The organism is Methylocaldum marinum, assembly GCF_003584645.1.
GTDB lineage: Bacteria > Pseudomonadota > Gammaproteobacteria > Methylococcales > Methylococcaceae > Methylocaldum > Methylocaldum marinum.
On the sequence record NZ_AP017928.1, the window covers coordinates 5,871,928 to 5,897,355 of the forward strand.

General features: G+C 59.9%; 16 protein-coding genes and 1 pseudogene. 13 read left to right on the forward strand and 4 right to left on the reverse strand.

Features of this window, described 5'->3' with window-relative positions; genetic code table 11:
• The first annotated feature begins 7 nt into the window (after nucleotides 1-7).
• From clpX to tnpC, 13 genes and pseudogenes are all read left to right on the forward strand, one after another.
• Nucleotides 8-1,285 (forward strand): ATP-dependent Clp protease ATP-binding subunit ClpX, encoded by a 1,278-nt coding sequence (clpX, locus tag sS8_RS26535; protein WP_119632389.1) that lies wholly within the window; start codon nucleotides 8-10, stop codon nucleotides 1,283-1,285.
• Nucleotides 1,286-1,326: 41 nt separating this feature from the next.
• The gene (lon, locus tag sS8_RS26540) at nucleotides 1,327-3,750 is read left to right on the forward strand and encodes an endopeptidase La (protein ID WP_232020452.1); all 2,424 of its coding nucleotides are present in this window, start codon (nucleotides 1,327-1,329) and stop codon (nucleotides 3,748-3,750) included.
• Between the two features lie 199 nt (nucleotides 3,751-3,949).
• Nucleotides 3,950-4,486: a flavodoxin gene (locus sS8_RS26545; RefSeq protein ID WP_119632391.1), complete on the forward strand. Its 537-nt coding sequence runs from the start codon at nucleotides 3,950-3,952 to the stop codon at nucleotides 4,484-4,486.
• 45 nt (nucleotides 4,487-4,531) lie between these two features.
• Nucleotides 4,532-6,109 (forward strand): flavin monoamine oxidase family protein, encoded by a 1,578-nt coding sequence (locus sS8_RS26550; RefSeq protein ID WP_119632392.1) that lies wholly within the window; start codon nucleotides 4,532-4,534, stop codon nucleotides 6,107-6,109.
• A gap of 76 nt (nucleotides 6,110-6,185) precedes the next feature.
• Complete coding sequence (locus sS8_RS26555; protein ID WP_170161277.1) at nucleotides 6,186-6,668, forward strand: hypothetical protein; 483 nt, start codon at nucleotides 6,186-6,188, stop codon at nucleotides 6,666-6,668.
• Complete coding sequence (locus tag sS8_RS28415; RefSeq protein ID WP_170161278.1) at nucleotides 6,665-6,829, forward strand: hypothetical protein; 165 nt, start codon at nucleotides 6,665-6,667, stop codon at nucleotides 6,827-6,829. Before sS8_RS26555 ends, sS8_RS28415 begins: the two co-directional genes overlap by 4 nt.
• A 121-nt stretch (nucleotides 6,830-6,950) precedes the next feature.
• The gene (locus sS8_RS26560) at nucleotides 6,951-7,349 is read left to right on the forward strand and encodes a nuclear transport factor 2 family protein (protein WP_119632393.1); all 399 of its coding nucleotides are present in this window, start codon (nucleotides 6,951-6,953) and stop codon (nucleotides 7,347-7,349) included.
• Nucleotides 7,350-7,406: 57 nt separating this feature from the next.
• Nucleotides 7,407-7,715 (forward strand): hypothetical protein, encoded by a 309-nt coding sequence (locus tag sS8_RS26565; protein ID WP_119632394.1) that lies wholly within the window; start codon nucleotides 7,407-7,409, stop codon nucleotides 7,713-7,715.
• Nucleotides 7,716-7,737: 22 nt separating this feature from the next.
• Nucleotides 7,738-7,872: pseudogene (locus tag sS8_RS29430) on the forward strand (IS256 family transposase); the annotation flags it as partial.
• A gap of 92 nt (nucleotides 7,873-7,964) precedes the next feature.
• The gene (nadE, locus tag sS8_RS26575) at nucleotides 7,965-8,525 is read left to right on the forward strand and encodes an NAD(+) synthase (protein WP_232020453.1); all 561 of its coding nucleotides are present in this window, start codon (nucleotides 7,965-7,967) and stop codon (nucleotides 8,523-8,525) included.
• A 648-nt stretch (nucleotides 8,526-9,173) separates the two neighbouring features.
• Nucleotides 9,174-9,476, forward strand: coding sequence for an IS66 family insertion sequence element accessory protein TnpA (tnpA, locus tag sS8_RS26580; RefSeq protein ID WP_119627851.1), 303 nt, complete (start codon nucleotides 9,174-9,176; stop codon nucleotides 9,474-9,476).
• Complete coding sequence (gene tnpB / locus sS8_RS26585; protein ID WP_119627852.1) at nucleotides 9,476-9,817, forward strand: IS66 family insertion sequence element accessory protein TnpB; 342 nt, start codon at nucleotides 9,476-9,478, stop codon at nucleotides 9,815-9,817. The genes tnpA and tnpB overlap by 1 nt, the downstream gene beginning before the upstream one ends.
• Nucleotides 9,818-9,963: 146 nt before the next feature.
• Nucleotides 9,964-11,388, forward strand: coding sequence for an IS66 family transposase (gene tnpC / locus sS8_RS26590; protein WP_269461523.1), 1,425 nt, complete (start codon nucleotides 9,964-9,966; stop codon nucleotides 11,386-11,388).
• A gap of 66 nt (nucleotides 11,389-11,454) precedes the next feature.
• Here the strand turns inward: tnpC and sS8_RS26595 are convergent, their stop codons facing one another.
• The 4 genes from sS8_RS26595 to sS8_RS26610 all read right to left on the reverse strand — a co-directional run bounded on the left by sS8_RS26595 (nucleotide 11,455) and on the right by sS8_RS26610 (nucleotide 25,242).
• Entirely contained in the window at nucleotides 11,455-12,645 is a 1,191-nt protein-coding gene (locus sS8_RS26595; protein ID WP_119632397.1) for an HlyD family efflux transporter periplasmic adaptor subunit, read from the reverse strand.
• Nucleotides 12,638-14,797 carry a type I secretion system permease/ATPase gene (locus sS8_RS26600; protein ID WP_119632398.1) on the reverse strand — a complete coding sequence of 720 codons (2,160 nt, stop codon included), beginning with the start codon at nucleotides 14,795-14,797 and terminating at the stop codon, nucleotides 12,638-12,640. Before sS8_RS26600 ends, sS8_RS26595 begins: the two co-directional genes overlap by 8 nt.
• Nucleotides 14,798-16,141 (reverse strand): TolC family protein, encoded by a 1,344-nt coding sequence (locus sS8_RS26605; protein ID WP_170161280.1) that lies wholly within the window; start codon nucleotides 16,139-16,141, stop codon nucleotides 14,798-14,800. It abuts the gene before it with no gap.
• Between the two features lie 71 nt (nucleotides 16,142-16,212).
• The gene (locus sS8_RS26610) at nucleotides 16,213-25,242 is read right to left on the reverse strand and encodes an Ig-like domain-containing protein (protein WP_119632400.1); all 9,030 of its coding nucleotides are present in this window, start codon (nucleotides 25,240-25,242) and stop codon (nucleotides 16,213-16,215) included.
• Between the last annotated feature and the right edge of the window lie 186 nt (nucleotides 25,243-25,428).

Consider the following 25,428-nt stretch of genomic DNA (forward strand, 5'->3'; position numbering starts at 1 on the left):
TAGAGCAATGAGCGACGACAAAAACGGCAAGGACAAAAGCGGAAAGCTTCTGTACTGTTCATTTTGCGGAAAAACCCAGCATGAGGTCAGGAAGCTTATTGCAGGTCCGGCGGTATTCGTTTGCGACGAATGCATCGAATTGTGCAACGACATCCTCCGCGAGGAATTGCTGGAAAACGGCTCCGACGGCGCCGACAAGCTGCCGACTCCCAAGGAAATCAAAGCCATCCTCGACGATTATGTGATTGGGCAGGAAAAGCCCAAGCGGACACTCGCGGTAGCGGTTTACAACCATTACAAGCGCCTCCGGTTCAAGTCGCGGGCCGGAAAAAACGATGTCGAACTGGCCAAGAGCAATATTCTTCTGATCGGACCCACGGGTTCGGGCAAGACGCTACTGGCGGAAACACTTGCGCGAATCCTGAATGTGCCCTTCACGATAGCCGATGCCACCACGCTGACCGAGGCGGGTTACGTCGGCGAGGATGTCGAAAACATCATTCAGAAGCTTTTGCAGAAATGCGATTACGATGTCGAAAAAGCGGAATCCGGCATCGTATACATCGACGAAATCGACAAGATCTCCCGTAAATCCGCCAACCCGTCGATCACCCGCGACGTGTCGGGCGAGGGCGTACAGCAGGCTCTGCTGAAGCTGATCGAAGGCACGGTCGCGCTGATTCCTCCGCAGGGCGGGCGCAAACATCCGCAGCAGGAATTTCTGCAGGTCAACACCGCGAACATTCTGTTCATCTGCGGCGGCGCGTTCGCCGGTTTGGACAAAACCATACGGGCACGTTCGGAAAAGGGTGGCATCGGCTTTTCGGCGGAGGTCAAAAGCAAGGATGATCGTCGGAACGTGGGCGAGATCCTGGCTGGCGTGGAAGCGGAGGATTTGATTCGCTACGGGCTGATTCCGGAGTTCGTCGGGCGCCTGCCGGTGGTTGCCACCCTCGAGGAATTGGACGAGGAAGCTCTGATCAAGATTCTCACCGAACCCAAGAATGCTCTCGTCAAGCAGTATCAAAAATTGTTCGAGATGGAAGCTTGCGATCTCGACGTACAGCCGGATGCGTTGAGACTGATCGCCCAGAGAGCGATCGAACGCAAGACGGGTGCAAGAGGCCTTCGAACCATACTGGAGAACGTGCTGCTCGATACGATGTACGAGCTGCCGTCCAACGATATGGTTAGCAAGGTCGTCATCGACGAAAACGTGGTGCGCGAAAACAACCAGCCTTTCCTGGTCTATCGGACCGAAGAAAAGCAATGCGCGTCGGCGTAAGCCGGCCCCTAGAATCTAGGCTTAATTTCGAGGGCTTTAACGTGGAAAACGAATCGACCGAAAACGTTCATCCAGTGGGGAACCGGGTTCCAGTCCTGCCTTTGCGCGATGTCGTCATCTATCCGCACATGGTGGTCATCCTGTTCGTGGGGCGAGAGAAATCGATCGCGGCGCTGGACGAAGCAGTCCGCTCCGGGCAGCCGGTCTTCGCCGTGGCGCAGAAAGATCCCAAATGCGACGAACCGGAAGTCTCGGATCTGTACGGAATCGGTACACTGGCCAAGGTCGATCAATTGTTCAAGCTGCCCGATGGTACCGTAAAAGCGACCATCAAGGGCATGACGCGTTGCCGAATCGGGGAATATCAGACGAACGAGAATTTCGACACGGCCGTGGGTACGCCCATGGAAGAGAAAACCGACCTCAGCGTTGCCGAGATGGAAGCGCTCATGCGGATCGTGATCGGGGCTTTCGAGCAATATGTCAAGCTCGATCAGCAGATTCCACAGGAAACGGTGAGCACACTTCCGGAGATTTCCGATCCGGGGCGCCTGGCCGATACGATCGCGGGGCACATGTCGATAAAGCTGGAAGACAAGCAGATGCTGCTGGAGACAGTCGATATTTCCGCCCGTTTCGAAAAACTGATCGTGGCGATGGAGGGTGCGGTCGACATCATGGAGGTGGAAAAGCGCATCCGGGGCCGCGTCAAGCAGCAGGTGGAAGAGAATCAGCGCGAGTATTATCTGAACGAGCAGATGAAAGCCATTCGGAAGGAACTGGGCGAACTGGGCGATGCGCCCGACGAGTTTGATCAGCTGGCGGATCAGATCGTCAAGGCGCGCATGCCGAAACCGGCCCGTACCAAGGCGGAATCGGAACTCGATAAGCTGCGCAGGATGTCGCCGATGTCGGCCGAAGCCACCGTGGTCAGGAACTACATCGATTGGATGGTCGATCTGCCCTGGAAAAAGCGAACCAAGGCCAGCATCGATTTGAAAAAGGCGGAAGCCCTGCTCGCGGCCGAACATTATGGTCTCGACAAGGTCAAGGAACGAATTCTCGAATATCTGGCGGTCCAGCAGCGCGCCGGTACACCGAAAGGACCGATACTCTGCCTGGTGGGGCCACCCGGGGTCGGCAAGACCTCTCTTGGCCAGTCCATCGCCCGCACCACCAACCGGAAATATGTCCGGATGGCCCTCGGCGGTGTACGGGACGAAGCCGAAATCCGCGGGCATCGGCGCACCTACATCGGCTCTCGTCCCGGGAAGGTTCTTCAGAACCTGGCCAAGGTGAAGACCCGCAATCCTCTCTTCCTTCTGGACGAAATCGACAAGATGGCGATGGACTCTCGCGGAGATCCCGCATCGGCCTTGCTCGAGGTGCTCGATCCCGAACAGAACCGCACCTTCAACGACCATTACCTGGAAGTCGATTTCGATTTGTCGCAGGTGATGTTCCTTGCCACGGCCAATACACTGAACATCCCGGGTCCACTTCTGGACCGGATGGAAGTGATCCGCATCGCCGGTTATACCGACGATGAGAAAATCAACATTGCGTCGCGTTATCTCGTTCCCCGGCAAGTCGAGCGTAACGGGCTCCGGAAGAACGAAATTCAGATAACGGATTCGGCCTTGCAGTCCATCATCCGCCATTACACGCGCGAAGCGGGTGTGCGGAGCCTGGAGCGGGAAATCGCTACCATCTGCCGGAAAGTCGTCAAGAATATCCTGCTTAAGCCCAATGCCAAGAAATGTGTGGTCAACCACCATAACCTCGACGATTTCCTGGGCGTGCCTCGTTACCGTTATGGCCGCGCCGAGGAGAGCGATCGGGTCGGGCAGGTGACCGGACTGGCCTGGACCGAGGTCGGCGGCGAACTGCTGACCATCGAGTCCGCGGTTCTGCCGGGTACCGGGCAGCAGATCTATACCGGACGTTTGGGCGAAGTCATGCAGGAGTCGATCCGCACTGCCATGACCGTCGCCCGGTCCCGTGCCATCGAGTTCGGCATCGCACCCGGCTTCTACCAATCCAGCGACTTACATATCCATGTGCCGGAGGGTGCAACGCCGAAGGACGGTCCCAGCGCCGGAATCGGAATGTGCACCGCCCTGGTTTCGGCCTTGAGCAATATTCCGGTTCGTTCGGATGTTGCCATGACCGGCGAGATTACGCTGCGCGGCGACGTGTTGCCCATCGGCGGCTTGAAGGAAAAGCTGCTGGCCGCCCATCGCGGCGGTATCAAGACGGTCGTGATTCCGTATGAAAACGAAAAGGATTTGGTCGACGTTCCCAAGAACGTGAAGAAAGACCTGTCCATTCTTCCGGTTCGGCGGATCGACGAAGTGTTGGGCGCCGCACTACAGCGTCCGCCCGAAGCGCTGGAAACGGCACTGCCCATAGAGCAGGAGCGTGCCGCCCACGGTGTCGATAGCGGAGTAGCCGTCGCTCATTGAGATTGATGGACCGGCCCTTGCTGCGAAGGGTGTCGTAAACGCTCTCTCCCAATCGGGGGAGAGCCCGGGTGAATACCCGAATTCGTGACTATTGCGCGGATGATTCGCTTGGAACACATAAGCCGCTTCGGCGAAAACCGTTCCGAGCGTTGAGTTGATTTTTTGAGCTTCCTGAAGTGTGTTTTTCTAGAGGACATATATGGCCAACAAGATCGGTATATTTTTCGGCTCCGACACGGGTAACACGCGGCGCGTCGCTAAGTCGATCGCGAAAAAACTGGGCGATGCCGCGGATGCGCCCGTAGACGTGAAAAAAGCCAGCGCCGACGATCTGCTCAAATACGACGCGCTGATTCTCGGAACCCCGACCTTGGGTGACGGTGAACTTCCGGGCCTGACCGCGGGCTGCAGCGAGGAAAGCTGGGAAGAGTTCCTGCCGCAACTGGAAGGCAAGAGCCTGAGCGGCAAGGTCGTGGCGCTTTTCGGACTGGGCGACCAGGAAGCCTACGGTCACGAATTCGTCGACGCGCTTATCCTTCTCTACAACGTCGTCGTCGAGGCCGGCGCCAAGGTAGTCGGTTTCTGGCCCACCGACGGCTATTCCTTCGAGAAAACCAATTCGATCGTGGACGATAAATTCGTCGGTCTGGTCATAGACCACGAAAATCAAAGCGATCTTACCGACGAACGCCTCGACGCCTGGCTGGAACAGATCAAGCCGGCCTTGCTCGGTTAGGGGCCTTCATTTACTGCGAACGGCTTTAGAAAAAGAGGTAATGTCATGCTGGATACTGTCATTGTCGGAGGCGGTTTGTGCGGTTTGTCGCTGGCCTGCGATTTGGAGCGCCAGGGTCGGCCTTATCTCCTGTTCGAAGCCCGTTCGCGTCTGGGCGGGCGTATTCTCTCGGTGACTTCGGCCACTTCGGGAGCGGCACTGGATCTGGGGCCGACCTGGTTCTGGCCGGACATCCATCCGCGGGTGACACGCCTGGTGGCCGATCTCGGGCTGGCTTCGTTCGCACAGCACGATCAGGGCGACGTGCTGGGCCTCAGGGATGCGGACGGCAAACTCGAATCCCTGGGAAGTTCGCCGGTTCATAACGGCGCCATGCGCCTGGACGGCGGAATGACGTCTCTGGTGAGCGCGTTGGCGGAGCGGCTTTCAGAGAGCCGTCTGCGGCTGGGCCACGCGCTCATCGCGGTGGAAGATCGAGGCGATCACGTCGTGCTTCATTTCCGGTGCGGCGATACCGCATCGGTAGTCGAGGCTCGGCGTGCCGTGCTCGCCATTCCGCCCCGCGTCGTGGACGAGCAGATTCGGCTCGAACCCGCGCCGGAAGATGATCTGCGCGAGGCGATGCGGGAAACGCCCACCTGGATGGCCGGCGAGGCCAAGGCAGTTGCCGCTTTCTCGCGCCCTTTCTGGCGCGAGGCGGGCCTGTCCGGAAACGGTTTCGCGCGGCACGAACAAGCCGTGCTCGGAGAGATTTTCGATGCTTGCGATGCCAGTGGCGAGAAAGCCGCGCTCGGAGGGTTCCTCGCACTTTCTCCGGAGCAGCGCGAAGCTTTTCGGCTGGGCATGCCCATGCTGATTCGGAGCCAGTTGGTGCAATTCTTCGGCTCCGAGGCGGAACTCGACGAACAGCATTATCAGGATTGGGCGACCGAACCTTATACCAGCAGCCGGCTCGACCGTGTCCCGCCGGAGCAGCACCCGGAATACGGCAACCCGGCCCTGAGCCGTTCTTACTGGAACGGAAAACTTTTGTTCGGCGCGTCCGAAACCGCCCGCTACGGCGGCGGTTACCTGGAAGGCGCGCTCGATGCGGCCGCTCGGATACAGCGGCAGTTGGCGGAAACCCGGATTAACGCAGCCAACGCAAACATTCTCGAACGCTTCGGTGAATGGGTGAGCGGCCAACGGAAAGGCGCCTCCGAGCGTTACCAGCGCATTCTGCACCGTAACCTTTCGGTCCAGCAGCGCGATCAATTGACTCAGTTAACTCTTCTGGAAACTGTGGAAAGTATTTACCGCGAGGCGTTGCGCCTACTCGACGAACTGCCCCTGGATGGCGAGGTGATACCCGTGGTGAACGGCCGGTCCGACCTCACCCCGGCGGTTCTCTCGTCGTTCACGGGGTTCAACGACGCTTTGGTGGACGAAGCGCTACGCTTCAACCGCACCTCCTGTGCTTTGTCCAACTTCCCCGGGGAACACAAGCCGTCCCCGGAATACGTGCAGACCATCCGCAGGGACTTGGCCGCCGCATGGCGCGAATTCGCGCTGACGGTCAATTCGCGTATCGTCACGCGCACGGCGGCTTCCGAAAAAGCGCCTTCTCTGGCGGACTGCGCATGATTACTGGTGGTTACGCATCTACGATACGTCCGTTCGGAAAGTTCCGGATGGTATCCCTTACAAGGTCGAGTAAATCATGATTTACGTCGTCGAAATTCCTCATGAAGGCCGACCGTCCGCGTGGTTCGCGTTCGACGAGGACGATCTCGCCCGCAAGGTCCGATCCGCGAGAGAAACCGGCGAGCATACCGTGTTTGCCGCTCTGAGCCCGCGGCAGCGTCTCGAGGCGAGCGGGTTGACACCCGAATCTCCCGATGCCCGGACCCGCCATCCGGACGTTTTCGACGATGCCGATCGCCACGGCTGGGATACCGTGCTGTACCGTGCGGATTATCTTTTGAGCCCCGGCATTTGGCAGGTGGAGCCGGTATCCGAGCTCGAGGCCTGCGCGGCGGCCCTTGCGCACGAACGCAAGACCTGCCGCGTATATTTGTCGGACAATGCGGCGGTCGCGGCTCTGTACGGAGACCCTCTTTACAATGGGCGGGAAGGATTCTATGCCCACATGGCGCTGCGCGAGCAGCTCATCGCCATGGAAGCCATGTCGGACGATTTATGACAGTCGAACAACTGATTACTGCTTTGCTGGAAATGCCGAAACATGCGGTTGTGCTTTATGAAGGCGACAGCGGATACGCGCTTGTGGGCGGGCTGCATCTGCAGGAAAACGAAAACGATTTGCCGGATGAGGTCATCCTGTTTCCCGACATGAACGAATGAAGGCCGGGAAGAATCCGATTCCGCAGTTGCGTTGTTCGAGGTGCTCGCGCGTACCGGTACAGAGCCGGGCCGTTCGCGACGGTTTTTTCACAAGGGCTGAGAACTGGAAGTAGCAAGACCGATGGATGCGCCCACTGTTCTGTTTGCCAACGATGCGTTTTACCATGCTTTTTCCGAGCGCGATTTTTCAGCCATGGAGAAGCTCTGGTCGCGGGAGTGGCCGGTGCTTTGTATTCATCCCGGTTGGCCGGTGCTCACCGAGCACGCGGCCATCATCGAAAGCTGGCGGCGCATATTCCTCAATCCGGCTACGGGCACGGTGACTCCGCATTACGCGAGAGCCTTCGTTTACGGTCCATTTGCCACGGTGGTTTGCTACGAAGAAGTTCAGGGGGTATTGCTGGTTGCCAATAACACGTTCGCAATGGAGGGGGGCGAAATCCGTATCGTCCACCATCATGCCTCGCATTGTGCCAATCCGCCCCCGCCCGAAATGAAGTCAGCGCCGGCGGTGCAGTAGCAGCGCCGCGCAATATCAACAGGTATTAGCTCGGGCTAAAAAGAAATAGGTGGCAATATGCAAAGTACGATGACCATAGAAACCTTCCCTCAGAGAACCATCACCATAGACGGTGAACATGCGAAATTAGCCTCCCCGGAAGAAATTGCCGACGGCATTCGGGCGGCCAAAGAGGTATTCGAACGCAACGGCGTCGACCCGCTGGCTTGCGCCGCGGCGATCGAGAAACTCGAAAAGGATGAATTGCTCGATCGCGACGAAGCCTTGCTGTGCGTGATCTGGGACCAGGCCGAGGACGCCGCCTTTAGAGCCGTTACCCTGGGCTGGCTGAGCCGCGCCGTGGACATTCGGATCGCGGTTTCGTGATCGACTGACAGGCGATCCGAATCCGAAAGACCTTCTGGGGGAACACGGCTTGCTCAAGCAGCTGACCCGGCGTCCGGTGGAACGGGCGTTGGAGGCGGAGATGACCGCCCATTTGGGCTATGCCCCCTACGCGCCGGAGGGGCGCGGCAGTGGCAACTTTACCGTGCCATCGAACCCGACTATGCGCTCGCCTGCGCTGAATTTGAGCGTGCCTTCGGAACGCCGCCCGGCGGGCTGACCCGGGAGAACATGCAGGCCCATATTCGAGGCCGCATCTTGATGGAATATGCCAATCACTTCGGACATTTGTTGCTGACCACGGGCAACAAGTCCGAAATGAGCGTCGGCTACGCCACGCTGTACGGCGATATGTCGCGCGGCCTCAATCTCATCGGCGATTTGTGGAAGACGGATGTCTATGCCCTCGCGGAGCACCTCAACGAGGTGGCGGGCCGCGACGTCATTCCGCGTGCCGTCATCGAAAAAGCGCCGAGCGCGGAGCTCGCCGACGGGCAGCGCGGCGAGGATAGCCTGCCACCGTATCCCGTCCTTGATGCGCTGCTCAAGCTGATCCTGGAGCCCGATTTACTGACTGTGGACGAACGGGCCGAGGCCTTGGCTCTGGCCGGCAAGGCTAGCCCGGATGTCCAACAAAAGGTCGTACGCATGGTCAAATACGCCGAGTTCAAGCGCCGGCAGGCCCCGCCCATCATTCGCGTCCACCGAAGGGCGTTTGGCTTCGGCCGGCGCATGCCCCTGGCGCAACGCTTTGTGCCCGACGCAGCGGATATCGTGAGGAACCACGGATGAAGACGATGGAATGTCCTGCCGGTGCGCGCGTGATTTCCGAGGAGTGCCTGCACCAGGGATTCCTCGGACTGTCACGGGTGATAATCGAGCAACCCTGCTTTGACGGCGGCCGTCAAATCGTGCCGGGAAGTGGTCAAGCGGCGACTTGTCGTCGCGCATACTTTCGCTCCCGCGAAGCAGTTTGTGCTGTCCGCGTGCCCATCTTGAGCCTATCCCCCCTATTCATAAAACTCTTCGGCCCGGCTCAGGACACACTCCGCGCAACCCATCAATCCGAGGCCGTTCGCCGGGACACGGCTTTGCGGCTTGGTCCGCTCGGCAAAAATAAACCTAAATCCGGCCGTTGGATACAACCTGACAAGTGCCAGGCCCTCATCCCCAGCCCTTCTCCCAAAGGGAGAAGGGCGTTGAGCCCCTCGCCCTCTGGGAGAGGTCGGGGTGAGGGAATTCGGCGACTGACGGGGCATTACGGTCATTTCGGAAATACAACTGCGGTCTTTAGGATAAACGCTTATTCCATTTATCCAACAATTTGGCACGCAAACGGAATCAGATTTCTACGTCGCGTCGTAAGCGTCCGGCTGTCCGCATAATTCCCACCGATTAGCGCCTGAGTCACAGTATCGCCATATTCCCGAAGAGGAGGAGATGGCGATGACGAAACAAGAACGAGAGATGCATTGGCGGGTCCTGCTGGAGCAACAGGCAGGGAGTGGGTTGTCGGTGCGCGCTTGGTGTGCGCGCGAGGCGGTCAGCTATGCGGCGTTCATCTACTGGCGTCGACGCGTAGCGCAGCCAGCGGTGGTGGCGCCACTGACGTTGATGCGGGTAGATGGCGGTGAGACAGCAGTCGGTGGTCTGTGGTTGTCGGTGGGCGGGGTTCGCATCGAGGTGAAACCGGGGTTCGATGCCGGGTTGTTGAAGCAGGTGGTGGCCGCATTGGTCTCGTGATGCTGGCGACGATTCTGAGTGCGGCGGCGGTGTATGTGGTGGCCGAGCCGGTCGATTTGCGCAAGTCCATCGATGGTTTGGCGCTGGCGGTGGAGAGCAGTCTGGGGCATTCGCCGTTATCGGGTGCGGTGTTCGTGTTTTTCAACCGGGGCCGGGACAAGGTGAAGCTGTTGTGGTGGGATCGTCACGGTTTCTGGCTGGCCTACAAGCGGCTGGAGAAAGGCCGCTTCCGCAAGCCGGTTCAGGGGACGATTTCGCGCTCGGACCTGCTGCTGTTGCTGGAAGGCGTGGACCTGACGGTGGCCCGTTTCCGCGCGGTTCGCGCGGGTCGGGTCGGCTGAGTCGAAAGTGCCTGAAACCCGCATCAGAGCTGGGCTTTCGGGTGGTCCACCGGGTATAATGGCAGCCATGAATGCCGCCGCTCTCGCCGAAGAAAATCGTACTCTAAAGGCCACCCTGGGCCCAGCGCGAGGCGCGCATCGAACGGCTGGAATTCGACCTAGCGCAGCTGAAGAAGCTGCTGTTCGGCGCCCGTTCCGAGCGACTGGCGACCCTCCCCGACATCGACCAACTGCCGCTGTGGGATGAGGTGCCCGAGGACGCCCCCGTCGCCAGTCCGGTGGCGTTCAAGACGGTGGTGGTGCAATCGCCCGCCAAGAATCAACCGAAGCGCACCGCACTGCCGGCGCATCTGCCGCGAGAGATCGTGGTATTGCCGTTGTCGGCACAAGACCGGCAGTGTCCTGCCTGCGGTGAGGAACGGCCGGTGATCGGCTACGAAAGCTCCGAACGCTTGGATTACGTCCCGGCGCAACTGAAGGTCGTGGAAACGCGGCGGGAAAAGTGCGCCTGCGCGAAGTGCCAAGGGCAGTTGACCACGGTACCGGCCCCGCCGCAAATCATCGAGCAGGGCATCCCTCTGCCGGGTCTTCTGGCACATCTGCTGATGGCCAAATACGGCTATCACCTGCCGCTGTACCGCATCGAGCAAATCTTTGCCCACCAGGGTGTCCCCATTGCCCGCACCACGTTGTGCGACTGGGTCATCCAGAGCGGCTGGCAGCTGCAGCCCTTGGTCGAGCGGATGCTGGCGTTGCTCAAGCAACAGCCGGTGATCTTCTCGGACGACACCACTGTGGCGGTGCAGGACCGCGGCAAGACGCGGGAAACCCGGTTTTGGGTATACGCCGGCCACTCGCCGCCCATCGTCGTCTATGACCACACCGAAACCCGGGCGGGCAAGCATCCCAAGGCCAAACTGGAAGGCTACAGCGGCTACCTGCAGGCGGACGCCTATGCCGGTTACGACCAGATCTTCGCCGCAGGCAAGGTCCTGGAAGTGGCGTGCTGGGCGCATGCGCGCCGCAAGTTCTTCGAGATTGCCCGACAGACCGAGAACGGCAAGCGCATCAGCGCCCATGAGGCCTTGGAGTACATCGGCCGGCTCTACGCCATCGAACGGGAGGCCAAGGAACAGCAACTCGACGCCGAAGGCACCCGAAAGCTACGGCAGGAACAGGCGCGGCCGATCCTGGCCGAGTTCAAGTCCTGGCTCGAAGACCGGCTGCGCCAGCTGGCGCCCAAGACCCCCACTGCCCAGGCCATCGGCTATGCCCTCAAGAACTGGCCGGCGCTGGAGCGCTATACCGAAGACGGTCGCCTGGAGATCGACAACAACCGCAGTGAGCGGGCGATCCGCCCCCTCACCATCGGCCGCAAGAACTGGCTGTTCCTCGGCTCGCCCAAGGGCGGCCAGGTCGCCGCCACGGTGTTCAGCCTCATCCAAACCTGCAAGGAACTCGACCTCAACCCAGAGGCCTACCTGAAAGACGTCCTGACCCGTTTACCCACCACCAAGCAGAGGGAGATCGACAGCCTGCTACCCCACAACTGGAAACCAGCCAACGTATAAGGTCCTGACGGTTAACTGTTCGGCGGCATCAGGAAAAGACTGTCCTCCAGCGGACGCTTACTCGCGTCAATACAAACGCGCCTTGAGTAGCGGACGGAGCAGGTAATTGAGCACCGTACGTTTTCCGGTGAGCACGTCGACTTCGGCCACCATGCCGGGGCGGATCGGAAGAATCTCGTCGCCGTAGCGCAGGAAGGCCAAGTCGGTGAGTACCTGGATTTGGTAATACGATTCCTTGCCGCGCGGCGTATCTTCCTCGATCGTGTCCTCGCTGATTTGCTTGAGCTTCGCCGACAGCTCGCCGTAGATGGTGTAGTCGTAAGCCGTAATCTTGACCCGCGCCGGCATTCCGTGAGCGAGGAAGGCCACGTCACGCGGCTTGACCTTGGCCTCGACCAAGAGCTGGTCCATGATCGGGGTTACTTCCATGATGGGTTCTCCCGGCTGGATGACGCCGCCGCGGGTGGTGATCATGAGCTTGTTCACCCGCCCCTTGACCGGCGAAACGATCTCGGTTCGGCGTAATTGGTCCTTGCGCTGCACCAGAATCTGTTCGAGCGCGGTCAGTTCGGCCTTTTTTGTTGTGAGTTCGGTATAGGCGTCCTGCGTATAGCTATTCGAGATTTCGGCGATTTTGCCCGTGAGAGAAGCGATTTCCTTGCTCAGTTTGATCGCTTCGACTTCGCTCACCGCACGTTTGCCGACCAGAGGCCGGACGATGGCCTCCTGCTTCCTCGCCAGTTCGAGTTCGTGCTTGAGCGACGCGAGCGCCTCGCGCAGCTTGTCGCGGCGAGCTTTGAGCAAGGCGCGTTCGGACCGGGCGACCGGGCTGTTCGGGTCGACTTCCCCGGGAAAGGCGATCTCGGAGCGATTGAGCACTTCCGTCTCCAGCCGCGCAATCGCCGCGCGTAGCGCTTCGGCTTGACTGAGCGACTCCATGTAGGACGATTGGAAGCGGGTGCTGTCGAGTCTCAGCAGCGGCTGCCCGACCTCGACGATGTCGCCTTCCCTAACCAGCAACTCCTCGAGAATGCCGCCCTCCAGGCTTTGAATTTTTTGCAGGCGGCTGAACGGAACGACCCGGCCTTCGCCGCGTGTGACTTCGTCCAGTTCCGCCAGGCTTGCCCAGGTTATGAAGGCTGCGATGCACAACAGGCTTACCCAAAGAATCGGGTGCGCCGCCGGATGGGTGACGGCGAGCTGCGGATCGCCGAGCATACGCAGCAGTTGGCGCTCACTGTATTGTGGTTCAGGCATGGGCGTTCTCGGGCAAGTTGATCTGATTGCCGCTGACGATCTGGCGCAGCGGGCCGTCCATCGCGATCCGTCCGTTGCGCAACACCACGGCGCGTTCCGTCAGCGCGAGCAGGCGGCGCTTGTGGGTGGCGACGATCAGTGTTCGCCCGGCGAGCCACCGGTTCAGGTAGTCGATGACATGGGTTTCGCTGGTCTGGTCGAGCGCGGACGTGGGTTCGTCGAGCAGCACGATGCGTGGGTCCTGTAGCAGCACGCGGGCGAGTCCGATGGCTTGGCGCTGCCCGCCCGAGACGCTCGCGGAGCTCCAGATCGGCATATCGAGACCCAAGGGATCGGCGCGTACGAAGACGCCCAAGCCAACCGCGTCGAGCGCCTCGAGCAGTTCGTCGTCTTCATGAAGAGCTCCGTCGAGCAGGAGGTTGTCGCGCAGGGTGCCGTAGAAGAGCGCGACATCTTGCGGCAGGTAACCGATGGCCTGGCGGCGGTCGGCGGGGTCGATCTGGCTCAGCCCGAGATCGTCGAGCAGTATCCGTCCCTCGGTGGGATCGGCGAGGCCGGCGAGTACGCGCAGCAACGTGGACTTGCCGGAACCATTGCCGCCGAGCAGAGCGACGTGCTCGCCGGCACGGATCTCGAACCGCTGCAGGTCGAGTGCGAGCGGGGTTTCGGGCTGGTAGCGCAGCTTCAAGCCTTCCACCCGGTAATGGCCGTGAAGCACCGGCTTGCGCGAGAAGCGGCGTCCGGCGGGACGCTCGACCGGGGCGCTCATCAATTGATCCAAGCCTTCCAGGGCGACTTTGACGTGCTGCCAGCGCACCAGGAGGTTGGTGGCCTGGGCCATAGGGGCGATCGCGCGCGAAGAGAGGATGGAGCAGGCGATGAGCGCGCCGACCGACATGGCGCCGTCATCGATCCGGTACACGCCGACGATCACGACGCTGACGTAGCACAGCTGCTGAACCGTCGCCGCGCCGTAGGAGAGCAGGGCCGACAACGAGCGTAGCTTGATCCCGGCCTCCGAGATGTCGGCCGATAGTTCCTCCCAAAGACGCAGGTTGCGCCCTTCGGCGTGCGTCGCCTTTACCGTTTCCAGATTTTCGATCGATTCCAGCAGCAGCCCGTGTCGGACCGCGCCTTCGCGCAGATTTTGTCTGGACAGACGCGCGAGCGTGCCGCGCGCCAGCAGCGCGGGCAGCACCATCAGGCCGATCGCGGCCAAGGGAACCCAAGCTACGGCGCCGCCGATTACCGCGATGACGGCGAGAAAAAAGACCACGAAGGGCAGATCGCTGATCGCGCCTGCGGTAGCCGAGGTGAAGAACTCGCGTACCGATTCGAACTCGCGCACCTGGCTGCTGAACGCGCCGGTCGAGGGGGGGCGGGCGGATAGGCGGACTTGCATGACCTGGTCCATCAGGTGCGAAGACAATTGAAGGTCCAGCCGCTTGCCGGTGGCGTCGAGCAGATGGGCGCGCAAGGTGCGCAGCACGAATTCGAGGATCACCGCGAGGATGACACCGCTCGCGAGGATCCAGAGTGTTTCGAAGGCACTGTTCGGTACGACGCGGTCGTAGACCTGCATCGCGAAGAGGGCGGTGGATACCGCGAGCAGGTTTGCCATCAGCGCGGCGATACCCACTTCCGCATAAGCGGGCCAACAAGAACGCAATGGCCCCTTCAGCCAATGCTCCTCCTGCGCGCGTGCGAAGCTGCCCGCGCGCTCGTCGCCCCGGTAGCGGGTTTTGGCGAGAATGACGGTGCCGTCGTGCAGTTTGGCGAGTTCATCGAACGGAAGCTTGATTTCGCCGTTGCTGTCCGGACTGATTGTCAGCGCATGGTCGCCGCCGTGTTCGACCATGACCAAGGTGCTGTCGTCACGCAGTACGAGCAGCGCGGGCAGCAGGTGCGGGGACAGTGCATGGGCCGGGCGCTTCAGAACCCGCGCATTCAGATCGGCGCGCCGCAAGGCTCGCGGCGCCAGAGGGAGCGGCAGGCGGCCGCACTCGAGCGCCATCCCGTCGCCGAGTTCGGCGATGCCGATCTCGCGGCCGAACTGGCGCGCGAGCAGACGTAGTCCTTCCCGCAGGGGATCGTAGTGTGCCGTGTCGGGAGGGAGGGGAGCGTCGGTTCTTGTCGAGGTGCAGTTGTTCATTTACGGACGTTCAATGACTTGGGCAAGGCGTTGTTCGAGTGCGGGCCGGAGCAAGCCGACTTCGGCGGCCATTCTGTAGTGGATACGTAGGAGTTCGGTACGCGCGTTGACGATCTGACGCTCGACCTCCAGGGCATCGTTTTCCACCAATAAGAGATCGGCGATATCGCGCATGGCGGCCATGAACTGTTCCTCATAGAGTGAGCGTACTTCAGCCGCCTCCGCCCGTTGCGCCTCGAGCGCCTCCACGCGCCAGCGTGTGACCTCGGCGGTTTCGGTCATGGAAGACAGTTTTCGGCGCAGCTCGCGGTTCACGTTGTCGAGAGTCCAGCGTACCGCGTCCAAGCGCCGGCGCGCGGCATCGATCTTGTCGAAGCCGGAAATGCCCTGCCAAGGATCGACGCGCAGCCGCAATGCGATCGTCGAATCGTCGATCATCCGGCCGGCGATTTGGCGTCGGGTCGACGAACCTTCCAGTCGCAGCTGCGGTACCAAGGATGCCTTCGTGCCGTGGATCTGAGCCTCGGCAACCGCGACGTCCTCTTGAGCTTTGCGATAGGCCGGAGCGGATCGAATGACCTCGTCGAGCCTTGCTCGATCGGTCAGCAATCGGGGAAGTGCAGGGTCGATCGGTGTGTCGAAGGTGGTCGGCTCCTGGCCAACGAGTGTATGGTATTGCGTCGTCGCGTCCCGAAGACGGCCGCGTTCGATCGCAAGCTGCTCCGCCGCACGTGCCAGAGACAGCGCGGCGCGGCTAGCCTCGGTACCGTCCGCATACCCTTGGGATTCCCGTTCGGCGGAAAGTTGCCGTAAGGTCCGCAATCGTTCCTGGTGAGCCTCGATCGCCTGCAGTCGCTGCCGCGCCGAAAGCACGTCGAGATGGATCTCGACGATCTCGAGCGCGGCCTCTTCCTGAACGAGCGCGAGGTTTTCGTTTTGTTGGCGCAGGCTTGCATTCGCGGCGTCGACGCTGCTTCCGACACGGCCCCAATCGTAGATCATTTGGGACACCGTGACGTTGTAGCCTATTTCGCCGTTATTCCTGGACTCCGGACCCGCAGACACTTCGATCGAAGGCTGGTAGCCACCTTCGGCGACGTTAACCTCGCTACGTGCTCGCTCCACCTCGGCGAGCGCGGACAGGACCCGCGGATGCATGGTCAAGCCCTGCGTCACCGCGTCGAGCAAGGTAGCGAATCCACCCGGTGATGTGTTCGGAATGGATAGCTCGATGGACGATAGCCCGCCATCCCGTGCACGTTCAGCCGCGAAACCGCTCTCGAAGTCGAAAAGTCCGAGGATGAGCGCGCTCACCAGCCTGGCGCCGGTGCGCGTAAACAACATTGTTTTCTTCAACGGAAATTGGAAATCAGGCCTGGAGACCGCGGACATGCCGCGGTCTCCAGGGCAATGCCTTACACAACCGCGACGTTGGCGATCTCCTCGTCCACCAGCACGGTTGCCGAGCCCAGCTCATATTGAGCGAAGGTGATCCCGTCGATGGTAACGTTGTCGATGTACGTCGCGTCGACCAGGTTCACCCGGTCATCGGCCTCGCCGGTGATTTGCAGGGTGTCATCCTCGTCGGTCAGCGCGAGGACGGCTTCTTCGGTCAGCGGCAACACCGAAGCGCCGTTTCCAAGATCGATCCTCTCGATATTCGTGATCCCGGAATCGGCGGAAGTCAGATCCAAGGCCAGGTTTCCGTCGAGTCTCAGGATGTCGAAGCCATCGCCACCGTCGATCTGAGCGAAATCGGTACCGCTGACAATGATGATGTCGTCTCCGGACCCGGCCAGGAAGGTATCCTCGCCGTTACCGTCGATCAGCACGTCTTTGCCGTCGCCGCCATCCAGCACGTCGTTACCGCTGCCGCCGCGGAGCAGATCGTTACCCGAGCCCCCGGAAAGGACGTCGTCGCCTTCGAAACCGTATAGGCGTTCGTGGGTGGTTCCTAGCACGCTACTCGCGAGATTGTCGTTGGCAGACGCGCCCTCGATGATATCGGGGTTCCCGCTCGGTGCCAGTAGACCATCGAGTACGTTGGCATTCAGCAACTCGGTCACTTGGTCCGTATCCGATAGACCGTGGCTGTCGGTAGCGGTGATACTGAGGGTGCCGAGTACGCTTATGTCGAGCCCAGGTACCAGCCCGAGCAGATCGATGTCCGATTCAAGGCGGACGGTGGCGAGCAATTCGTTGACCGCCAGGTTGTCGATGTTGCCCCCATCGAGCGCCGTGATCGTCAACGTCGACGTCGCCCCGATTCCGGCCGTACTTTCAACGGTGAACGTTAATCCCAAGTCGTTCGCCAATTTGCGGGATGCGGTGAGCCTTAGATCGCCGAGAGGGATAGCCAATCCTTGGAAGTTCACCGTCACGGAGCGCAGATCGCCGTTCGGATCTCCGGCGATGAAAGCCTGGTTGCCAAGCTGGATCACGTCGAGCACATTCGCTCCGATCAAGCCTAGTAGCGCCGTGCTGTCGGCTTGTACTACCGGCGCGTCGTTATCGGGATCGGGTGCGGCCGGATCGCGGGTATCGAAGCTGATCGATGTGCTGGCGGTGTCGCCGTCGTTGTCCGTGATGACCGCGCCAAAGGTCGTGATACCGTTGAGCTGGTCGGTCGCGGTGGTTTCCTGGTCGACGATCAGGTTGCCGTTGGCGAGCAGGCGCGCAATGACTTCCTGGTCGGTGGCGAGACCGTCCACCAGATCGACCCCGGTGAACACGATCCGCTGATCGGCCAGGTTAGGGTCGAATCCGCTTGAAAACGCTCCGGTGGTGCTGATATGAAGGACGGTATCGCCACCGACAACCTCGAAGTGTAGGTAATCGACGAGGTTACCCACCGTATGGCCGCGAGCGAGTTCGCCCTGCAGCAGGCCGCTGAGATCGATGATGTCGCCGCCGCCGACGACAGGGGCGGCGTTGAAATCGGTAATGGTGTCGATGGCCGGGTTGCCCGCCGTGCCCTGATCGTCCTTTTCCCACAGGAAGGTGTCGTTGCCGGAACCGCCCGTCAAGGTGTCGTTACCCTTGCCGCCGATCAGGATATCGTCTCCCGAGCCGCCGTCGAGCGTGTCGGCGCCGAGTCCGCCGCGCAGCAGATCGTTGCCTTGCTCGCCGCTCAGAGTATCGTCGCCGACATAGCCGTAAAGCCGCTCGTCCGCGTTGGTGCCGACGAGGTTGTTCGGACCGCTGGCTCCTTCCGTGACGCCGGCCGGGTCGTCGGCAGGATCCAAAAGGCTCAAACCGAGCAGATCGGTCTCGGAATCGGTAGCGCTATTGCCTAAGGAATCCGTCGCGGTGATCGAAATCGTCGGCAACAATCCCAGGGTCAGGAGATCTAGGATGCCGAACTGCTCTACCCGGACGGTCGCCAGAAATTCGTTCAGCTTGAGGTTGTCGATCGTTCCGCCATCCGCCGAGGTAATCGTCAGTTTGGAATAAGATTGCGTCGTGACCAAAAGGAGATTAACGATATCGTTGTCTTCCACCACCGTCAGGCCAAATTCGGTCGCCATAGCCACGGACCAGGTCAACTGGTAGTAGCCACCGACCCCAACGTTGATGGCTGCGCCTGCATTCACCACGACGCTTTTAATGTCGTTATTGGCGTCTACTGCGGTTAACATCTGGTTAGTTCCGATGTCGAGCAGGCCAAGCGCCTCGGCATTGACCAGCCCCAACAGACTGGCGGAAGGGTTGACGTTGACGACCGGACTTGGCGCCGTGTCGGCGGCCAGCGCCGCATAATGGTATTCCCCGGTCCGCATATCGACGACCAGGGTTTCGCCCTGGGTCGTGCTGATCGTCAACTCGTCATTGTCGGGGTTAAAGCTGTGGCTTACCAAAGCCGAGCTCCCGCTCTCGGTCACTGTATCGGCATCGGGATCGTAAGTGTAGGTATTGCCGTCGATGGTGATCTCGGAGACATATCCGCCATCCGCGCCAAAGCCGACGACCAGCGAACCGGCCGCCGTGGCGGGTTGCTGGTCGAGGACGAATGTGGTCGCATCCGCCGCCAAAGGCATGTCGTCCTCGACATTGAGAGTCAGCGTGGCCGGATCGCTGACGTTTCCGGCCGCGTCGGTCGCCGTGACAGTGAATTCGAGTGCCAGTACGTCCTCGACATCGGCCGAAGCATGGTCGAGCGGCTCCGACAAGGTGAAGGTGTAGTCCCCGTCGGTGTTCAAGGTGAGCGTAGCCACGGTGGTAGCGCCTGCCGTGCCGGTCAAGGTGTAAACGCCGCCGGCGAAGTCGCCGTTCCAGGTTACCGCCTGTCCCTTGGAGGTCACGCCGCCGGGTCCGCTAACGGCTACGGAAGCGATGCCGGACGTGTCGCTGAGGGTCAGGGAGCCGGCAACCGTTGCCGAGTCGGTGTTGTCCTCGGTGCCGTTGCTGTCCGGAATCCCGCCGGCCAGACTCTCCTCCGACACGTTGGCAGAGACATTCAGAACCATCGGAGCCGTGCTATCGATAGTAATAGTGCCGCTATGGGTACCGATGTTGCCAGCTGGATCGGTAGCGCTGACGGTGACGGTGACCTCACCTTCAGGTAGCGAAGGCAGAGTATCGCCGGCCAGAGACCAGGTACCGTCACCATTGTTGGTCGCAGCGTAATCTACGCCGTCTACAGTGACCACAACAGTCGCTTCAGGATCGTCAACCGTACCACTGAGGGACGGGGTGGTGTCACCCGTATTCAAGGGATCGATCGTCACTACTGGAGCCGTGGTGTCGATGGTTACGGACTCGGTGATGGTACCCGAGTTACCAGCCGGATCAGTGACGCTGACGGTAATAGCAGTCTCACCTTCGGGTAGCGAAGGCAGAGTGTCGTCTACCAGAGACCAGGTACCATCACCATTATTGGTCGCGGCATAGTCGACGCCGTCGACAGTGACCACGACAGTCGCTTCAGGATCGTCAACCGTACCACTCAGTGCCGGCGTGGTGTCGCTGGTATTCAAGGGATCGATGGTTACCACCGGAGCCGTGGTGTCGACAGTAATGGTGCCGCTATCGGTGCCGACGTTGCCGACCGGATCGGTAGCGCTGACGGTGATGGTGACCTCGCCTTCAGGCAACGAGGGCAGAGTACCGTCGGCCAGAGACCAGGTACCGTCACCATTGTTGGTCGCAGCGTAATCTACGCCGTCTACAGTGACCACAACAGTCGCTTCAGGATCGTCAACCGTACCACTCAGTGCCGGTGTGGTGTCGCTGGTATTCAAGGGATCGATGGTCACGACCGGCGCCGTGGTATCAATGGTGATATTCTCGATGATGGCAACCGAGTTGCCGACCGGATCGGTAGCTTTGACAGTGACGGCAGTCTCACCTTCGGGTAGCGAAGGCAGAGTGTCGTCTACCAGAGACCAGGTACCATCACCATTATTGGTCGCGGCATAGTCGACGCCGTCGACAGTGACCACGACAGTCGCTTCAGGATCGTCAACCGTACCACTCAGTGCCGGGGTGGTGTCGCTGGTATTCAAGGGATCGATGGTCACGACCGGAGCCGTGGTATCAATGGTGATACTCTCGGTAATGGTACCCGAGTTACCAGCCGGGTCAGTGACGCTGACGGTAATGGCAGTCTCACCTTCGGGTAGCGAAGGCAGAGTGTCGTCTACCAGAGACCAGGTACCATCACCATTATTGGTCGCGGCATAGTCGACGCCGTCGACAGTGACCACGACAGTCGCTTCAGGATCGTCAACCGTACCACTCAGTGCCGGGGTGGTGTCGCTGGTATTCAAAGGATCGATGGTTACCACCGGAGCCGTGGTGTCGACGATAACCGTGCCGCTATCGGTGCCAACATTACCGACCGAATCAGTAGCGCTAACAGTGACGGCAGTCTCACCTTCGGGTAGCGAAGGCAGAGTGTCGTCTACCAGAGACCAGGTACCATCACCATTATTGGTCGCGGCATAGTCGACGCCGTCGACAGTGACCACGACAGTCGCTTCAGGATCGTCAACCGTACCACTCAGTGCCGGTGTGGTGTCGCTGGTATTCAAGGGATCGATGGTCACGACCGGCGCCGTGGTATCAATGGTGATATTCTCGATGATGGCAACCGAGTTGCCGACCGGATCGGTAGCTTTGACAGTGACGGCAGTCTCACCTTCGGGTAGCGAAGGCAGAGTGTCGTCTACCAGAGACCAGGTACCGTCACCATTGTTGGTCGCAGCGTAATCTACGCCGTCTACAGTGACCACAACAGTCGCTTCAGGATCGTCAACCGTACCACTCAGTGCCGGTGTGGTGTCGCTGGTATTCAAGGGATCGATGGTCACGACCGGAGCCGTGGTGTCGACAGTAATGGTGCCGCTATCGGTGCCAACATTACCGACCGAATCAGTAGCGCTAACAGTGACGGCAGTCTCGCCCTCGGGTAGCGAAGGCAGAGTATCGTCGGCCAGAGACCAGGTACCGTCACCATTGTTGGTCGCAGCGTAATCTACGCCGTCTACAGTGACCACGACAGTCGCTTCAGGATCGTCAACCGTACCACTCAGTGCCGGGGTGGTGTCGCTGGTATTCAAGGGATCGATGGTTACCACCGGAGCCGTGGTGTCGACAGTAATGGTGCCGCTATCGGTGCCAACATTACCGACCAAATCAGTAGCGCTAACAGTGACGGCAGTCTCGCCCTCGGGTAACGAAGGCAGAGTGTCGTCGGCCAGTGACCAGGTGCCATCACCATTGTTGGTCGCGGCATAGTCGATACCGTCGACAGTGACCACGACGGTCGCTTCGGGATCGTCAACCGTACCACTCAGTGCCGGCGTGGTGTCGCTGGTATTCAAGGGATCGATGGTCACGACCGGCGCCGTGGTATCAATGGTGATATTCTCGATGATGGCAACCGAGTTGCCGACCGGATCGGTAGCTTTGACAGTGACGGCAGTCTCGCCTTCAGGTAGCGAAGGTAGAGTATCGTCCGCCAGCGACCAGGTACCATCACCATTGTTGGTCGCGGCATAGTCAATACCGTCTACAGTAACCACGATCGTGGCATCCGGATCGTCAACCGTACCACTCAGCGCAGGAGTTGCATCACCTGTAGTTAAAGGATCAAGCGTTACCACCGGAGCCGTGGTATCAATGGTGATACTCTCGGTAATGGTACCCGAGTTACCAGCCGGGTCAGTGACGCTGACGGTAATGGCAGTCTCACCTTCGGGTAACGAAGGCAGAGTGTCGTCGGCCAGTGACCAGGTACTGTCACCATTGTTGGTCGCGGCATAGTCGATACCGTCGACAGTAACCACAACAGTCGCCTCCGGATCATCGACCGTACCACTCAGTGCCGGCGTGGTGTCGCTGGTATTCAAGGGATCGATGGTTACCACCGGAGCCGTGGTGTCGACGATAACCGTGCCGCTATCGGTGCCAACATTACCGACCGGATCGGTAGCGCTGACGGTGACGGTGACCTCACCTTCAGGTAGCGAAGGCAGAGTATCGTCGGCCAGAGACCAGGTACCGTCACCATTATTGGTCGCGGCATAGTCGACGCCGTCGACAGTGACCACGACAGTCGCTTCAGGATCGTCAACCGTACCACTCAGGGACGGAGTTGCATCACCTGTAGTTAAAGGATCAAGCGTTACCACCGGAGCCGTGGTATCAATGGTGATACTCTCGGTAATGGTACCCGAGTTACCAGCCGGGTCAGTGACGCTGACGGTAATGGCAGTCTCACCTTCGGGTAGCGAAGGCAGAGTGTCGTCTACCAGAGACCAGGTACCATCACCATTATTGGTCGCGGCATAGTCGACGCCGTCGACAGTGACCACGACAGTCGCTTCAGGATCGTCAACCGTACCACTCAGTGCCGGGGTGGTGTCGCTGGTATTCAAAGGATCGATGGTTACCACCGGAGCCGTGGTGTCGACAGTAATGGTGCCGCTATCGGTGCCAACATTACCGACCGAATCAGTAGCGCTAACAGTGACGGCAGTCTCGCCCTCGGGTAACGAAGGCAGAGTGTCGTCGGCCAGCGACAAGGTACCATCACCATTGTTGGTCGCGGCATAGTCAATACCGTCTACAGTAACCACGATCGTGGCATCCGGATCGTCAACCGTACCACTCAGCGCAGGAGTTGCATCACCTGTAGTTAAAGGATCAAGCGTTACGACTGGAGCCGTGGTGTCGATAGTAATGATGCCGCTATCGGTGCCGACGTTGCCGACCGGATCGGTAGCGCTGACGGTGATGGTGACCTCGCCTTCAGGCAACGAGGGCAGAGTACCGTCGGCCAGCGACCATGTGCCGTCACCATTATTGGTCGCAGCATAGTCGATGCCGTCGACCGTGACTACGATCGTGGCGGCCGGATCATCAACCGTACCGCTCAGCGCCGGCGTGGTGTCGCCAGTAGTTAAAGGATCTAGCGCCACGACCGGAGCGACGATATCAACGGTGAATCCGCTATCGCCGTCGAGGGTGTCACCGATGCCGAGATTGCCGGCGAGATCGGTATATACGCCATCTGCGACGTGGATGCTCGGCGAAGTGGTGGAGCCGTCATGAGTGAATGTGGCGGTCCAAGCGTCGGCGTCGGACTGAGCGAAGTCAGTCAAGGTACCGCCGGTGACGCTGACATCGGTAGCGTCGAAGTCAGTGACGATCTCGCTGAACTGGAAGATAAGAGTTGTGGAATCACCTGCGCCCAGGGTCGGATTGGCTGCGCTGATCGTCAAGGTCGGCGGGGTGATATCGCCGACAACATTGACGACCGACATGCCAGTGATGCTGGCAGCATCGTTGCCCGCGATATCCTGAATGGCATTGAGGTCGTCGCCACCAGTCGGATCCGTGTAGCTGAGGGTGACGATCTCACCAGGGGTAATCGGCGTATCCAACGTCAGCATGACGGTGTCCTCGCTGGCGTAGATGACGTAGATGGCAGTGACCGCAACCGGATTACCGTCGACGGTGACCGCAAAATCGCCAACACCCGGCAGGTTAGCCGCATCAATGTCCTCATCATAGGTCAGCATCAAGGCGGAGCCGTCGACACTGGTCACCGCGCTGAGCAGGGTCGGCGGAGTGATGTCGACGATGGTAATGGTGCCGGTATCGGTAACCGAGTTGCCGGCCGGATCGGTGGCGCTAACGGTAACGGTGGTCTCGCCTTTAGGTAGCTGAGGCAGAGTATCGTCGGCCAGCGACCATGTGCCATCACCATTGTTGGTCGCGGCATAATCGACGCCATCGACAGTGACCACAACAGTCGCCGTCGGATCGTCGACCGTACCGCTCAGGGACGGCGTGGTGTCCTCAGTGGTTAAAGGATCGAGCGTTACGACCGGAGCGACGATATCGGACGTGAATCCGCCATCGCCATCGAGGGTGTAGCCGAAGCCGGAATTGCCGACGAGATCGGTGTATGTACCGTCTGCGACGTGGATGCTCGGCGGAGTGGCGGAGCCATCCTGAGTGAACATGGCCGTCCATGTGTCAGGGCCGACCTGAGCGAAATCGGTCAAGGTGCCGCCGGTAACAGTGACGTCGGTAACGTCAAAGCCGGTGACGGCCTCGCTGAATTTGAAGATGACAGTAGTCGCTTCACCCGCGGCCAGAACCGGATCGGCGGCGCTGATCGTCAAGGTCGGCGGGACAGAGTCAATGGTGATGGAGTCGGTGATGGTAGTAGAATTGCCATCCGGATCGGTGGCGATGATCGTGACGTTATGCTCGCCCTCGGGAAATGGAGGCAGGACATCGCCACCCAGAGACCAGGTACCGTCACCATTGTTGATCGCGACATAATCGATGTCGTCTACAGTGACCACGATCTTGGCAGCCGGATCGTCAACCGTACCACTCAGGGACGGCTTTGTATTACTGGTATTCAAAGGGTCGAGCGTTACGACCGGAGCCGTGGTATCGACGATGGTGGCGTCATCACCGCCAAGGGTATCGTCAGAGCTGGAGTTACCGCGATCGTTACCTTTATTACCCTTGCGACCTCCGGAATCTCCTCCCATGGCCGCAGCCATTCCGCCTGCCAAGCCGCCGATACCGAGTGCGCCAAGACCCCAGTAAAGCAGATTGGAATCATCGCTATCGGACACAAAACCAGCAACTTCATCTAAAGGCTGGTATTCGGCGGCGACCTCGCCATTGGCGCTAATGGAGCGAATCTTTACCAGAATCGCGTTATCGTTTTCGTCGACGAGGTAGAGCTCGCTTGGCTTGGAATCATCGGTATAAAAGCCGACGAGTCGAATCGTTTCCTTGGTGTCGAGCACGACAATCAGGTCGTTACCCTCACGGATCATTGAAGCGACATGCTCTCGAGTCAGGTTGAGCACAATTTTACTCGGCTCCGCGACGACGATCGTATGAGCGACTTCCTGCGGCGCAACGGTGGTGAAAGAGTCTGTCAGAGGACAAATTTTGTAACGGACGATCATAGTAATTCGATTCCCAGTATCGTGGTTCTTATAAACAGACCGGAAAACCGCTCAGCAGTGAACGAAGGCGGAAACACAGAGTTGAATGAGTGCACCGAGGTTGACACTTTCGGATACACCAGAATCAGAGAGATACAGCGTTTTTATGGCCATGAAAATACAGGCAAACTTCTATAAGCTAATGAT

Bases quoted from the DNA above. Each gene is read 5' to 3' on its own strand.
- sS8_RS26600 (WP_119632398.1), bottom strand. From the start codon at position 14,797: ATGAACAACTGCACCTCGACAAGAACCGACGCTCCCCTCCCTCCCGAC.
- sS8_RS26560 (WP_119632393.1), top strand. From the start codon at position 6,951: ATGGATGCGCCCACTGTTCTGTTTGCCAACGATGCGTTTTACCATGCT.
- sS8_RS26595 (WP_119632397.1), bottom strand. From the start codon at position 12,645: ATGCCTGAACCACAATACAGTGAGCGCCAACTGCTGCGTATGCTCGGC.
- tnpA (WP_119627851.1), top strand. From the start codon at position 9,174: ATGGCGATGACGAAACAAGAACGAGAGATGCATTGGCGGGTCCTGCTG.
- sS8_RS26545 (WP_119632391.1), top strand. From the start codon at position 3,950: ATGGCCAACAAGATCGGTATATTTTTCGGCTCCGACACGGGTAACACG.
- sS8_RS28415 (WP_170161278.1), top strand. From the start codon at position 6,665: ATGACAGTCGAACAACTGATTACTGCTTTGCTGGAAATGCCGAAACAT.
- sS8_RS26550 (WP_119632392.1), top strand. From the start codon at position 4,532: ATGCTGGATACTGTCATTGTCGGAGGCGGTTTGTGCGGTTTGTCGCTG.
- clpX (WP_119632389.1), top strand. From the start codon at position 8: ATGAGCGACGACAAAAACGGCAAGGACAAAAGCGGAAAGCTTCTGTAC.
- tnpB (WP_119627852.1), top strand. From the start codon at position 9,476: ATGCTGGCGACGATTCTGAGTGCGGCGGCGGTGTATGTGGTGGCCGAG.
- sS8_RS26610 (WP_119632400.1), bottom strand. From the start codon at position 25,242: ATGATCGTCCGTTACAAAATTTGTCCTCTGACAGACTCTTTCACCACC.
- sS8_RS26555 (WP_170161277.1), top strand. From the start codon at position 6,186: ATGATTTACGTCGTCGAAATTCCTCATGAAGGCCGACCGTCCGCGTGG.
- sS8_RS26565 (WP_119632394.1), top strand. From the start codon at position 7,407: ATGCAAAGTACGATGACCATAGAAACCTTCCCTCAGAGAACCATCACC.
- sS8_RS26605 (WP_170161280.1), bottom strand. From the start codon at position 16,141: ATGTTGTTTACGCGCACCGGCGCCAGGCTGGTGAGCGCGCTCATCCTC.
- nadE (WP_232020453.1), top strand. From the start codon at position 7,965: ATGCAGGCCCATATTCGAGGCCGCATCTTGATGGAATATGCCAATCAC.